Annotated in this window: 18 protein-coding genes; all 18 read left to right on the top strand. The window is 54.3% G+C overall.

What is annotated here, in order from left to right; all coding sequences use genetic code 11:
- Positions 1-118: 118 nt before the first annotated feature.
- Positions 119-370: a hypothetical protein gene (locus H5T67_09525; GenBank protein MBC7245552.1), complete on the top strand. Its 252-nt coding sequence runs from the start codon at positions 119-121 to the stop codon at positions 368-370.
- Positions 371-403: 33 nt separating this feature from the next.
- Positions 404-1,330 (top strand): cysteine synthase A, encoded by a 927-nt coding sequence (cysK, locus tag H5T67_09530; GenBank protein MBC7245553.1) that lies wholly within the window; start codon positions 404-406, stop codon positions 1,328-1,330.
- A gap of 3 nt (positions 1,331-1,333) precedes the next feature.
- Positions 1,334-1,708, top strand: a complete 375-nt coding sequence (locus H5T67_09535; GenBank protein MBC7245554.1) for an iron-sulfur cluster assembly scaffold protein — start codon at positions 1,334-1,336, stop codon at positions 1,706-1,708.
- Positions 1,709-1,721: 13 nt separating this feature from the next.
- Positions 1,722-2,741: a serine O-acetyltransferase gene (gene cysE / locus H5T67_09540; GenBank protein MBC7245555.1), complete on the top strand. Its 1,020-nt coding sequence runs from the start codon at positions 1,722-1,724 to the stop codon at positions 2,739-2,741.
- The gene (locus tag H5T67_09545; GenBank protein MBC7245556.1) at positions 2,734-3,894 is read left to right on the top strand and encodes a cysteine desulfurase; all 1,161 of its coding nucleotides are present in this window, start codon (positions 2,734-2,736) and stop codon (positions 3,892-3,894) included. The genes cysE and H5T67_09545 overlap by 8 nt, the downstream gene beginning before the upstream one ends.
- Before the next feature lie 70 nt (positions 3,895-3,964).
- Positions 3,965-4,459 (top strand): ferritin, encoded by a 495-nt coding sequence (locus H5T67_09550; GenBank protein MBC7245557.1) that lies wholly within the window; start codon positions 3,965-3,967, stop codon positions 4,457-4,459.
- Positions 4,460-4,553: 94 nt separating this feature from the next.
- The gene (locus H5T67_09555; GenBank protein ID MBC7245558.1) at positions 4,554-5,189 is read left to right on the top strand and encodes an iron-sulfur cluster assembly scaffold protein; all 636 of its coding nucleotides are present in this window, start codon (positions 4,554-4,556) and stop codon (positions 5,187-5,189) included.
- A 58-nt stretch (positions 5,190-5,247) separates the two neighbouring features.
- Positions 5,248-5,469, top strand: a complete 222-nt coding sequence (locus H5T67_09560; GenBank protein ID MBC7245559.1) for a sulfurtransferase TusA family protein — start codon at positions 5,248-5,250, stop codon at positions 5,467-5,469.
- Positions 5,470-5,552: 83 nt separating this feature from the next.
- A complete protein-coding gene (locus tag H5T67_09565; GenBank protein ID MBC7245560.1) occupies positions 5,553-6,158 on the top strand; it encodes an arsenic resistance protein in 606 nt (201 codons plus the stop codon).
- Positions 6,159-6,255: 97 nt separating this feature from the next.
- Positions 6,256-6,573, top strand: a complete 318-nt coding sequence (locus tag H5T67_09570) for a hypothetical protein (protein ID MBC7245561.1) — start codon at positions 6,256-6,258, stop codon at positions 6,571-6,573.
- A 108-nt stretch (positions 6,574-6,681) separates the two neighbouring features.
- Positions 6,682-6,909 (top strand): redoxin domain-containing protein, encoded by a 228-nt coding sequence (locus H5T67_09575; protein ID MBC7245562.1) that lies wholly within the window; start codon positions 6,682-6,684, stop codon positions 6,907-6,909.
- A 27-nt stretch (positions 6,910-6,936) separates the two neighbouring features.
- On the top strand, positions 6,937-7,209 hold the full coding sequence (locus H5T67_09580; GenBank protein MBC7245563.1) for a TlpA family protein disulfide reductase: 273 nt from the start codon (positions 6,937-6,939) through the stop codon (positions 7,207-7,209).
- 27 nt (positions 7,210-7,236) lie between these two features.
- Positions 7,237-7,794 carry a hemerythrin domain-containing protein gene (locus H5T67_09585; GenBank protein ID MBC7245564.1) on the top strand — a complete coding sequence of 186 codons (558 nt, stop codon included), beginning with the start codon at positions 7,237-7,239 and terminating at the stop codon, positions 7,792-7,794.
- Positions 7,781-8,782, top strand: coding sequence for a carbon monoxide dehydrogenase (locus H5T67_09590; protein MBC7245565.1), 1,002 nt, complete (start codon positions 7,781-7,783; stop codon positions 8,780-8,782). Before H5T67_09585 ends, H5T67_09590 begins: the two co-directional genes overlap by 14 nt.
- Positions 8,782-9,153, top strand: a complete 372-nt coding sequence (locus H5T67_09595) for a 4Fe-4S binding protein (protein ID MBC7245566.1) — start codon at positions 8,782-8,784, stop codon at positions 9,151-9,153. Before H5T67_09590 ends, H5T67_09595 begins: the two co-directional genes overlap by 1 nt.
- 175 nt (positions 9,154-9,328) lie before the next feature.
- Positions 9,329-9,790, top strand: a complete 462-nt coding sequence (locus H5T67_09600; protein MBC7245567.1) for a DsrE/DsrF/DrsH-like family protein — start codon at positions 9,329-9,331, stop codon at positions 9,788-9,790.
- A gap of 9 nt (positions 9,791-9,799) precedes the next feature.
- A complete protein-coding gene (locus H5T67_09605; protein MBC7245568.1) occupies positions 9,800-12,259 on the top strand; it encodes a copper-translocating P-type ATPase in 2,460 nt (819 codons plus the stop codon).
- Positions 12,260-12,323: 64 nt separating this feature from the next.
- Entirely contained in the window at positions 12,324-13,445 is a 1,122-nt protein-coding gene (locus H5T67_09610; GenBank protein MBC7245569.1) for a site-2 protease family protein, read from the top strand.
- Positions 13,446-13,464: the final 19 nt, after the last annotated feature.

The following is a 13,464-nucleotide window of genomic DNA, read 5'->3' on the forward strand; positions in this document are numbered from 1 at the left end:
GATCAGACCCCAAAGGTTTACCCAAACCTTTGGGGTCTTTTTTTGGCAGATGAGACTTTTCTCACAGACACGTGGTATGTTTTATGCTATAATTGCCATGTGTTGCGGGAGGTAGCAAATGATGAGGTCAGTGCCACAGGTAAATGAAGCGTTGTGCACGCGTTGTGGTCTTTGCGTGGAGGCATGTGCTTGCCCTGCTATTGAGCTGGGAGAACAGGGGCCGATTTTTCACTGTACGGAGGTTTCCTGCCCCCTGTGTGCAGAAGGGATAGAATGTGGCTGTTTCTGTGAGGAGGTCTGTCCTACTGGTGCCATACAATGCATGTACGAGATCGTGCTAGACGATAGCCTGACGGCTGGCATGGCTTAAGAGCAGAGAACATCTAACCCGAGTAGGTGCTACATGCGCATCTATGGTGACATTACACAGATGATTGGCAATACGCCTCTAGTGCGCCTGAACCGCATCACGCGCGGGCTAGGCGCCACGGTGCTGGCGAAACTGGAGTTCTTCAATCCCTTGTCCAGTGTCAAAGACCGCATTGGGGTGAGCATGATCGTAGCGGCGGAGAAAGCAGGGCTCATCAAAGAAGATACAGTCATTCTGGAGCCAACTAGCGGCAACACGGGCATCGCTCTGGCTTTTGTGTGCGCTTCCAGAGGTTATCGTCTGGTGCTGGTCATGCCCGAGACAATGAGCCTGGAACGCCGGGCATTGCTGAAGGCATTGGGGGCTGAGCTCATTTTGACACCAGGCGCCGAGGGCATGCGAGGAGCGATACGTAAAGCAGAGGAACTGGCTGCGGCAGACTCGCGCTACTTCATCCCGCAGCAGTTCAAAAATCCAGCGAACCCAGAAATCCACCGCCTCACCACAGCGGAGGAAATCTGGCGCGATACCGATGGCCTGGTGGATATTGTAGTCGCTGGGGTTGGCACAGGAGGCACCATCACCGGCATTGCCGAGGTTATCAAGCCACGCAAGCCCGGGTTCCGGGCTATTGCTGTCGAGCCTGCTGCGTCACCGGTGCTCTCTGGAGGCAAGCCTGGCCCACATAGAATCCAAGGCATCGGGGCAGGCTTCGTGCCTGATGTGCTGCGCACGGACTTATTAGATGAGATCATTCGGGTCACGGATGAGGAGGCGATGACCATGGCACGCCGCCTGGCCCGAGAGGAGGGCATTCTAGCAGGCATCTCCGCCGGTGCGGCTGCCCATGTGGCACTGCAAGTGGCGGCCAGGCCGGAGAACGAAGGAAAATGGATCGTCTTCATCGTGCCGGATACAGGGGAGCGATATTTGAGCACACCACTCTTTGCCGGGGAGTAGAGCATGTACAGCACAGAAATCTTGAAGCATTTTCAACACCCGCAGAACGTCGGCTCCATTGAGAATGCCGATGGTTTCGGCATCGGGCATGGTGGCGACAAGTGCCCTGAAGACGTAGCGCATTTCTGGATCCGCGTGGAGGGCGACCGCCTCATCGAGGTAAAGCACCGTACACGTGGCTGCCCAGTGGCCATTGCCGCCAGCAGCGCGACCACGGTCATGGCAACAGGGCAGACGATAGAGGAAGCACTGCAGATTACAGAAGACAAGGTGGCTCAAGCACTGGGAGAAATGCCAGAACGCAAGTTGGATTCGATCGTAGGCCCACGGGCGCTACGTGCTGCGATTGAGGACTACTTAGCAAAACGGAAAATGTAAAATGAAACATGCGATGCGGGATACACAACCTGTAGCACCTGTGCTAGCACGTATTCGTGAAGATATCCAAGTTGTCTTTGATAAGGACCCCGCCGCCAAGACGGTGTGGGAAGTTCTGTTCTGTTACCCGGGTTTGCATGCAGTGTGGCTACATCGCGTGGCACACTTCTTCTGGAGACACGGGTTTCTCTTTCTGGGTCGTTTGGTTTCGCACATCAATCGCTGGCTAACGGGCATCGAGATCCATCCTGGAGCGCGCATCGGAAGACGCTTCTTCATTGACCATGGTATGGGTGTGGTCATTGGAGAGACGACGGAGATTGGCGATGACGTGCTGATGTACCAGGGAGTGGTTTTGGGTGGCACAAGTCTGCAGAAAGGAAAGCGCCATCCAACGATTGGCAACAATGTCGTCATTGGCGCAGGGGCTGTTGTGTTGGGACCCATTACCATAGGAGACAATGCCCGCATCGGCGCAGGCTCGGTGGTTGTACGTTCTGTGCCGGCCGGCGCCACAGTAGTGGGCGTGCCAGCGCGGTTGGTAGGCCAGCTAGAGCCTACACGGACCGGGGTGGATTTGGAGCATGGGAGACTGCCTGACCCAGTGGTGAAAGCGATCAGTGAAGCATTCGAGCGGCAGAGCCGCCTCGAGGAACGGGTGCGCGAGATGGAGAAGAAGCTGGCACAGCTTGCTCCAGAAGTGATAGCCAGAAAGCCACGACTGACACTGGAAGAAGCGGAGCTGATGAAACGGGTCCAAGCCGCATTGCGTGAGGTGATTGATCCTGAGGTAGGGCTTAGTCTGGTTGACCTGGGGTTTGTGCACGATGTAGCAGTGCGTGAAAACCAAGTGGAGGTGCGTTTGGCACTCCCAGAGTCCGAATGCCCTTTCATAGAGTATTTTTCGGATCAAATCCAGCGTCGGGTGATGATGCTCAATGGGATTGAGCAGGTGAGAGTGGCATTCGTGGATGAACAATGCTGTCTAACACAAAAACAAGATGTTATAGCGAAGGAGACAGAGGATGGATGATTTCGTCTATCTTGATAATGCCGCCACTACACGGTTGGATGAGCATGTTCTAGAGGCGATGAAGCCCTATTTCTTTGAGAAGTATGCCGTGGCGACTTCGCAATTTGGCTATTCGCCAGGCATAGAGGCAAAAGACGCCCTGGATGAGGCTCGTGCGAGGATCGCAGCGGCACTTGGTGCAGCACCTGAAGAATTCATCTTCACGTCGGGCAGCACTGAATCGAGCAACATGGCTTTGAAGGGCGTGGCGATGGCTCTGGGCGAGAAAAAGGGCAAGCACATTATCACCACGCGCATTGAGGATTTTCCCGTCTTGCACAGCGCGCGAGCTCTAGAAAAGCAGGGCTTTCGCGTAACGTATCTGGAGGTGGACGAGTTTGGGCGGGTGGATTTAGACCAATTGCGGGCAGCCATTACCCCGCAAACGATCCTGGTTTCCATCCAGGCTGCTAATCAGGAGATTGGCACGCTGCAAGATGTGCGAGCTATTGCACAGATTTGTCACGACCGTGGAGTGTTGTTTCACACCGATGCGACACACAGCTTTCCCCGCGTGCCGCTGGATGTGAGGGAGGTTCCAGTGGACCTGATCACGGTAACGGCGCATCTCATCCATGGCCCTAAGGGCATCGGCGGACTTTACGTACGCCAAGGGACACCGCTGGCAAAGTGGATGGATGGCGGTTTTCAGGAGTTCAACTTACGCCCCGGGGAGGAGAACATCCCTGGTGCCGTAGGCTTTGCCAAGGCAGTAGAGTTGGTCACGCCGGAGGAAACGGTGCGGCTGCAGGCAATGCGCGATGATCTGATGCAGCGGCTATTGCAGGTGCCTTACTCCCGGCTCAATGGCCACCCGACGCTGCGCCTGCCGCAGAATGCGAATATCTCTTTCCGCTTTGTCGAGGGTGAGTCCATCTTGCTGCATTTGGACATGCGCGGTTTTGCCGTGAGCACGGGTTCAGCCTGCTTCAGCCGTTCGCTGGAGGCCAGCCATGTCATCCTGGGCATTGGCGGCAATCACGAAAGGGCACACGGCTCGGTGCGCTTCACTTTTGGCCGCTTCAACAAGCCTGAGGATGTTGGAGCCGTGGCCGAGGCAATTACCGAGGTGATCACCGCACTGCGGGAAATCAGCCCACTGGGCAAAGAATGACGCAATACGTAAAAACGGAAAAAGCGTGAAAAGTGAAATGTAAAACGTAAAAAACTGTGAGGAGGAGAAGATGTTAAACAAAAAATTGCAGGAAGCGATGAACGAGCAGATAAAGAACGAGCTGTATTCTGGATATTTGTACCTTTCAATGTCGGCCTATTTCGAGGCGAACAATCTGCCTGGTTTTGCGCATTGGATGCGCTTGCAGGCTGCAGAAGAGCAGGCACATGCGCTCAAGTTCTTCGATTTCATTGTTGACCGTGGTGGCCGCGTAGTGCTTCAAACTATTGACCAACCACCAGTGGAGTTCAAATCGCCGCTTGCTGTGTTCGAAAACACGTTGGAACACGAGCAGAAAGTGACCGCTCTGATCAACAAACTCTATGAGCTAGCCATCGCTGAGAAGGACTATCCTGCTCAGGTTATGTTGCAGTGGTTCATCAATGAGCAAGTCGAGGAGGAGAAGAACGCCTCGCAGATCGTTGAAACGCTCAAGATGGCTGGAGAAAAAGGTCAGGCCCTGCTCATGCTTGACCATCAATTGGGTGAGCGTGGCAAGGAGTAGAATGCTGAGAGCGGGAAGCGTCCAACCTGCTCCCCACTCTTCGCCTGATACTTTACGTAACATGCAAAACGTAAGGCGTAAGTAAGGAGGTACTATGCCTTTACCATATAGTGAGAAAGTAATGGAACATTTTCGTAACCCCAAGAATGTGGGGCGAATAGAAGACCCGGATGCCAAGGCGATCGAGGGCAGTCCCGCCTGCGGTGATATGGTGGCAGTCTACCTGAAAGTGAACCCAGAGACTAAGCGCATCGAGGACATCAAGTTTGAATCCTATGGCTGCGCTTCGAACATCGCGACGGGCTCCATCATCACAGAATTGGCCAAGGGCAAAACGTTGGATGAAGCCAAGCAGATTACGTGGCAACAGGCTTCAGAGGCTTTGGGCGGCTTGCCACCCATCAAAACCCATTGCTCTATCCTGGCCGTGGATGGATTGCTGGCAGCCATCGAGAATTATGAGGAAAAGCACGGCCTGGTCAAAGAACGGCAGCCAACTACTATCGAGGTGGTGCAAAAACGCCTGAAGCATGTGATGAACCCCGTGGTTGGGTTGGATTTGGTGCGTACAAAGGTGGTCAAGGACATCCAAGTCCAAGACGGAGTAGTCCGTATTGCTATAGACTTGCCATCGGACCATCAGTTCGCTGCCAACATCCGTGAAGAGATTTTGGAAAAGATCCAGCACCTGTGGGATGTCAAACAGGTCGAAGTGGAATTCGTCGGCTAGTAGTGAAAGGATGAACATGACCGAGACTGGAGTTGACACACAAAGCCCCGAGTATCCTGTGGCCAACATCGTGGTGGATTGCCGTGGGCAGACATGCCCGGTGCCTTTGGTGGAAGTGCGCAAAGCTTTGCGAAAAGCTGCACCAGGTGACATCATCGAAGTGCTGGGCACGCACCCGGCATCGAAAAAAGAGATCCCCATGGCTGTTAAGGCGCTGCAGGCAGAATTGCTGAGCGTTCAGGGCTCGGACACCGATTGGACCATCCGCATTCGACGTTGATGGCGGAGAAGGTAATCGCTCTTAGAGCAGGTATCAGCATAGGACTAGTTCTATGCGTTTAATTTAACAATGAGGAATCACCGATGAATAGAGGAACTCAGGTAGCACTTGGCCGTTTTGAAAAGTACATTTATGTCTGGATCGTTCTTTGTGGAGTTGTTGGGCTGGCTTTGGGAAAGCTTTTCCCCGAAGCAGTGGTCAGCCTCAATTCGCTGCGTATTAGAGAGGTATCCGTTCCTATTGCTGTGCTGATGTTCTTCCTGATGTATCCAACGATGACTAAGGTTAGGTTAGAGGAGCTAACTCATGCTGTGCGCAATGTTGGCCCGACACTGCTGACTCTGATCGCCAACTGGATCGTCGCACCACCTTTAATGGTGCTTTTGGCGCGGCTCTTTTTGCACAATCCTGACTTTAGGGCCGGGACAATCTTGTTAGGCCTTGCGCCCTGCACAGGGATGGTGCTATTCTGGATAGCCTTTGCACAGGGTAACGTGGTTCAGGGCATTGAGATTACTGCCATCAATGCAGTATCCACCCTGCTGTTATACGCTCCTCTTGCCACATTTTATCTAGGGGTAGGAGGCGTGCCTGTGCCATTCTCTTTAGTGACCCTCAGCGTGCTTTTGTTCGTTGGCTTGCCTTTAGCCGTTGGACAAGGGTCACGACGCCTGATGATTAAAAGGTGAATCGTGGTTTACTGTTCAGTTTCTGCCCGTGGCGAACAAATTGTCTGAAGCAGCCCTCTTGGGAATGTTAGTGCTCATGTTTTCATCGGAGGGGCAGATGCACCTGGAGTATCCTTTAATTGTTGTACAGATCGTCGTGCCTATCTTCCTGCATTTTGTACTTATGATTGGCAGCACATATCTGGTTGCTAGGCTGCTGCGCTATCGCTACGAAGATGCAGTGATGGTTGCTCTGATAGGGTCCAGTACACAGTTCGAAGTTGCTATCGGTACGGCGATGGTTGTGTTTGGCTTGGGTTCTGGAGCTTCATTGGCTATGGTTGTGGGGTCGTTGATCGAAGTGCCTGTAATGGTAACTGCTACCCAAATACTGAGAAAAACACAGGGCTATTTTCTGCAAAGAGCAACCGCCTAACGATGACACTTATCATGGGGAGCTAATAATCATTCAGAATGCTGGGAAAAAGGAAGATGAAGGAAATACTGAAAGCATTACAGCAAAGCTACTTTGAGGGCTAAAACGATGCAGATAGCTTGGCGTTTGTTGATTATAGGCCCCGTGCTGATTCTTGTCCTGGCCGGCTGCGGGGGGGCAGCTACGCCTACGCCTTTGGCTTCGAACCCGCCTGTGGCGCCGCGCGAGGGTGCACGGGCTCCCGATTTCACTCTTCGCGAGCTAGGCGGCGCAGAAGTGAGGCTGAGCGACCTGCGCGGAAAGCTAGTCCTGCTGAATTTCTGGGCCACTTGGTGACCGCATTGCCGCGCGGAGCGGGCCGCTCTGCAGAAGGCACATGAACAGTATCGGAATCAGGATGTGGTCATCTTATCGGTGAGTATTGGAGAAAAACAAGGAGTGGTACAGGCTTTCGCAGAAGCACGAAAGTTGACCATGCATATATTATTGGATGAGGACGGAAACGTTACGCGGGCATACCGTGTGCAGGGTATACCGGTAAGTTTCTTCATTGACCGCGAGGGCGTGATTCGTTCTCGACATCTTGGCCCGCTGAACGAAATGCTCATCATGCAGTATGTGCAGTTCATGTTCTAATCAGGGCTAGACATTAGGTAGGAGACGATGAGAGCTACTGAACAGTTGATGGAAGAGCATCGCGCCATCGAGAGAACGCTGAACATCTTAGAAGAAGTCTGTCAGAAGCTCGAGGCAGGAAAAGCGGTAGAAGCGGAGCATTTGGAGCGCATCTTAGAGTTCATTCGCGTCTTTGCTGACCAATGCCACCATGGCAAGGAAGAAGATTTGCTCTTTCCAGCCATGGAAATGGCAGGCATCCCTAGAGAGGGTGGGCCGATCGGCGTCATGCTGATCGAGCATACCCATGGGCGTGAGTACGTGAAAGGCATGAGCGGAGCTGTTTCCCGCTATAAGGCGGGAGAGAGCAAAGCAGCGTCTGATTTTGTCACCAATGCGCGGGGCTACATTGTCCTGCTCAGGCAACACATCAATAAGGAGGACAATATCCTCTACCGTATGGCGGACATGCACCTCTCGGCAGAGAAACAGAGAGAGCTGTTAGAGCAATTTGCCCAAGTCGAGCACGAGCGCATTGGCCCTGGCAAGCACGAGGAGTTCCATAAGCTGTTGGAATACCTGGAGTCAATCTATGCCAGAGAATAGCCCGGATATCCCTGTACGATCAGTTACCAGCGAGATCACGTGGGCGAACCGTTGGGACCACTTCTTGGCTCGTTGTGGCGTGAAACGCAGTAGGCATCGTGTAGAGCCAGGGCTGTATGCTCTTGGCCATCCTACACCGGACTCGCCGGTCTTTGTTACCGCCAACTATACGCTCAGTTTCGATGCCTTGCGTTCAGCATTGGCTGGCACAGATGGCTACATTCTGGTACTGGATACAGAAGGCATCAATGTCTGGTGTGCCGCAGGTAAGGGCACTTTCGGGACAGATGAGTTGGTGCGGAGGATCGAGGCAGTGCGTTTGTCGGGGGTGGTAAAACACCGCATTCTGATCTTGCCACAGTTAGGTGCCGCGGGGGTTTCGGCGCATGGGGTAAGAAGGCGTTCGGGCTTCAGAGTCGAATACGGCCCGGTAAGGGCGGCAGACCTGCCGCAGTACCTGAAGGACCATCAGGCAACAGAGGAAATGCGCCGTGTGCGCTTCACGCTTGTTGACCGCTTGGTGCTGATTCCGGTGGAGGTAGTTCATTTGTTTGTGCCGACGCTTATTGTAGTGGCTGTGTTGTATGGCCTCAGCGGATGGCTGGCAGCGGCTAGTGCTGTGGCAGCAGTTCTGGCCGGCGTCGTATTGTTTCCGATCCTACTGCCCTGGCTGCCAACGAGCGATTTCAGCAGCAAGGGATTCATCCTAGGCGGGATAATGGCATTGCCCTTTGCGCTGGCCGTATTCCATGGCCATACAGCGACATCGCCATGGCTCAGGCTGAGCGCTGCTTTAGCTTATTTGCTCGCCTTGCCGCCTGTAACCGCTTTCTTAGCTTTGAATTTCACCGGCTCGACTCCCATCACTTCACGGAGTGGGGTGAGGCGTGAGATATTCACCTATATCCCGTTCATGGCTTGGATGTTTGGCATGGGTATTGCATTGAGCCTAGGAGTCAAGTTATTCCAGGTACTAGGAGGGGCATAATGCGCGCATCCGCATGGAATACTTTGGAGTATGATGTGCAATTGTGCATTGGTTGTGGCTTGTGCAGCGAGGTTTGTCCGCACGGCGTATTTGGGTTGGATAGCGGCGTTGCCGTGTTGCTCCGCGCTGATGATTGTATGGAATGCGGCGCCTGTCAGCTCAACTGTCCAACAGGCGCAATCAAGGTGGACAGTGGCGTAGGCTGTGCTGCAGCAATGATCTATGCTGCCTTGAAGGGCAAGAGAAAGCAGTGGCTGGGGGCAGCCTTGTGCTGCGAACCTGCCCAATCATCGTGTTGCGAATCTACTCAGTCATCATGTTGTGAATCTAACCAACCATCCTGCTGCGCTAGCAGCAATAGGTGCTGCTGAGGTCCCTATGCTTACATAACTTTCTGCTGTTATTCTGAGCGTAGCAAAGAACTTTTCTCCATTGTCATTCTGAGCTTTGCCCTGAGCACTGCAAAGGGGCAGCGAAGAATCTGTGCGCGGGTGAGATAGGGCATGCTCTACATGCATGTAACGAGTTACTGGGAACGGAGGCAAAATGGACGAAGAAAAGAAGACCAATGAGAAACTGACCATTGTCCTGCACAGTGGGGACATGGATAAAGCCTATAGCGCACTGATCATTGCTAATGGCGCTCTAGCCATGGGCATGGAAGCGAGCATCTTTTTCACCTTCTGGGGTTTGCAGCGCCTGCGCAAGGATAAGGCATTTGCCTTCCCTCCTGCCGGCCTGGAAAAAGGGCCGCTATCGAAGATGAACCTCCTTGGCTTGGGAAAATGGATGATCAAGCAGCGCATGAAAAAAGCCAACGTGGTTTCGTTGGAAAAGTTGATGGCCGATTTCAAAGAGCTAGGCGGCAAAGTCATTGCCTGCGATATGACCATGGAGATCATGGGCATCAAGCCCGAAGACCTGCGTCAGGAGTGGATTGACGAATGCGGCGGAGTAGGAGGTTTTATCCAGGAAGCAAGGGAATCAACGGTGACGCTGTTTATATAAGGAGGATCGATCGTGCCCAAACAAGCAACTTTGCCCATCCGCGGCATGACCTGCGCATCCTGCGCAGCGCATGTCGAGGAGGCTTTGAAAGAAGTAGAGGGAGTAAGCGAAGCCAACGTGAACCTGGCCACCGAACGGGCCAGAGTAGCTTTTGCTCCTGAACGGACGAAAACTGAAGACATAGTAAGGGCCGTGCGCAACGCTGGCTACGACGTCGGGACAGAAAAGGTCATCTTGCCCATCGGCGGGATGACTTGCGCTTCGTGTGTAGCACATGTGGAAGAGGCGCTGCGCAGCCTCGATGGCGTGCTGGAGGCAAACGTTAACCTAGCTACCGAACGAGCGACTGTGGAGTATATCCCGGGCTTGGTCGGCATGGAGGATTTCCGCCGCGCAGTAGCCGATGCGGGCTATGAAGTGCTGGAGATGCCAACGGAAGGGGAGCAGAAAGAAGAGCGGGATGAAGTCGCAGAGAAAATGGCTGCAGCGCGTTTCCGCATGTTGGTAGCCTGGGCGTTCACCATCCCCGTGCTGCTATGGATGTTGCCTGAGATGTTCTGGGGGATTATGTGGCCCAACCACTTGCTTTTTAATCTAGGAATGATAGTGCTAGCGTTGCCTGTACTGTTTTGGGTGGGTCGGCGTACCTACCGCAGTGGCATCCGCGCCGTGTTGCATGGCTATGCCAACATGGACACATTGATCACCCTTGGCACCGGCGTAGCGCTCCTTACCGGACCGGCATCCTTCTTCATCCCAGTCGCCAACTATGCGGGGGTCTCGGCAATGATCATGGCTTTCCATCTCACTGGCCGCTATGTAGAGGAGACAGCCAAGGGTCGCGCCTCGCAGGCTATCCGCAAGTTGCTGGAGCTGGGAGCAAAGACGGCACGAGTCCTGGTAGACGATGCAGAAGTGGAAGTGCCCATTGAAAAGGTAGTCGTCGGCGACATCATGGTTGTACGCCCTGGAGAGAAGATACCCACCGATGGCGTGGTAGTAGAAGGCGAAAGCGCTGTGGACGAATCCATGGCCACGGGCGAGTCCATGCCGGTCAACAAACGTCCTGGAGATGAAGTCATCGGAGCGACCGTGAACCAGGAGGGCTTGCTGAAGGTACGCGCGACACGCGTGGGCAAGGATACCTTCCTGGCACAGGTGATTCGCCTAGTAGACGAAGCACAAGGCTCCAAAGTCCCTATCCAGGCTTTTGCAGACCGCGTGACCTCTATTTTCGTGCCAGTAGTGATGAGCATCGCCCTTGCTACGTTGCTGGCTTGGATGATTGTGCCAGGCGTGATGCGCGCGTTGTTGGTGCGTGGTGCCTTTTTGCCATGGGTAAACCCGGACCTTGGCGTGATCACGTTAGCCATTATCTCCACCGTTTCAGTCCTAGTCATTGCCTGCCCATGTGCTTTAGGCTTAGCCACACCAACTGCCTTGATGGTGGGCAGTGGCATAGGCGCCGAAAATGGCATCCTTATCCGCTCTGGCGAAGCAATCCAGACGCTCAAAGACGTCAGGGTTATCGTTTTTGATAAAACTGGTACCATCACCAAGGGCAAACCAGAAGTTACTGATGTCGTTGGCGACAACCGCGAGTTGCTACGCCTGGCGGCTAGCGCCGAATATGGCAGTGAGCATCCCCTTGGTCGCGCCGTGGTGGAACGGGCTCACGCCGAGGGAATGCCCTTTAGTGCGCCACAGGAATTCGAGGCGTTGCGTGGCAAAGGCGTGATGGCCAGAGTAGATGGTCTGCGTGTGCTTGTGGGATCGCGGCTCATGATGGAGGAGGAAGGGGCAGACATTACGGCATTGCTGTCCAAAGCTGAGGAACTAGAGGCAGCTGGCAAGACCGTCATGTACGTGGCTGTCAGCCGTGATGAGCGGCTAGAGGCAATGGGCGTTATTGCGGTAGCCGATACACTTAAGGATGACGCAGTGGCGGCTATCCGCGAGTTGCATCAGATGGGAGTGCAGATTGCCATGATCACCGGCGATAATCGCCGCACGGCAGAGGCCATTGCGCGCCAGGTGGGCATTGATCACGTGCTTGCCGAGGTGCTGCCCGACGGCAAGGTGGCAGAGATTCGCAAGCTGCAGGAGCGCTTTGGCTTGGTGGCGATGGTCGGCGATGGCATCAACGATGCGCCGGCGCTGAAGCAAGCCAACGTCGGCATCGCCATTGGCACCGGTACCGACATTGCCATCGAAGCCAGCGATGTCACACTGGTGCGGGGTGAATTGTCAGGCGTTGTGAGCGCTGTGAAGCTCAGCCGAGCCACCTTTCGCAAGATCAGGCAGAACCTGTTTTGGGCATTCTTCTACAACGTGGTCATGATCCCGTTGGCGATGATGGGTTGGATGCATCCCGTGCTGGCCGAGATAGCGATGGCCACTTCGTCAGTTACTGTAGTCAGCAACGCCAACCTCTTGCGGCGAGTAAACATTAAAGCAGAAACGGTATAGGTGGTGAAAACTTCACTTGTCACGTGATCATGCACCACGATAGTTACACAAGGAGGATAACAAGATGTTTGGTGGTTCTGTTCGCATCGGTCGTATCCTGGGTATCGAAATCAGGGTGGACTATTCCTGGTTCATTGTTTTTGTGCTGGTAACCTGGTCGCTGGCTGGACAGTATTTCCCGGGCACGTATCCCGGCTGGTCGAGGACTGCCTATTGGGTAATAGGAGCACTGACGTCAGTGCTTTTCTTCGCTTCGGTTCTCGCCCATGAACTGGCACATAGTCTAGTCTCTGAGGCATCTGGGGTGCCGGTGAAAGATATTACCTTGTTCATCTTCGGTGGTGCTGCGCGCATCACGGATGAGCCGCAAACGGCCGGAGGAGAATTCTGGATGGCGCTGGTTGGCCCATTGACTAGCCTCGCGATTGCTGCGGTCTCTGGCTTCGTGTGGCTGGTGAGTCGTGCCTTCAGCCCCTACCTCCACGCGTTGGCGAGTTGGCTGGCTGTAATCAATCTCTCGCTGGCGTTGTTCAACCTCATCCCCGGCTTCCCATTGGATGGCGGACGCATTTTCCGCGCCCTGGTCTGGGCCGTGACCGGCAATCTACGCCAGGCCACGCGCATTGCCACGAACCTGGGGCGCTTGGTGGCGTATGGCTTTATCCTCGTGGGTGTGGTGCAACTCTTCAGCGGCAATTGGGTGAACGGATTGTGGATTGCCTTCATTGGCTGGTTCCTGGACCATGCGGCTACTTCTTCCTATCAGCGCGTGGCATTGCGCGAGATGTTGGCTGGGCATAAAGCGCGCGAAGTGATGACCACGGAGTGCCAGTTCATACCTCCCCATTTGACCCTGGACACGCTGGTGGATGAGATCATTCTCCCCAGCGGACGGCGCTGCTTCCCTGTTCAGGAAGGGGGACAGCTCTACGGTCTGCTGACGTTGCACCGCATCAGCCAGGTGCCTCGCCAAGCCTGGGGGCACACTCGCGTGCAGGATGTCATGATTCCACGTGTTCAACTCAAGACTGTCCATCCCGATGACGAATTGGATGTCATTCTGGAGCGCATGACCACGGAAGACGTCAATCAGTTTCTTGTCCTGGATGAGGATGAACTGCTTGGCATGGTCGCCCGCGATAACTTGCTCAATTTCATCCGCGTGCGCTCTGAGCTGGGCTTGTAGCGCACCGTAAAAATTCTAT

This window comes from Chloroflexota bacterium (genome assembly GCA_014360905.1).
Taxonomy (GTDB): domain Bacteria; phylum Chloroflexota; class Anaerolineae; order UBA2200; family UBA2200; genus JACIWX01.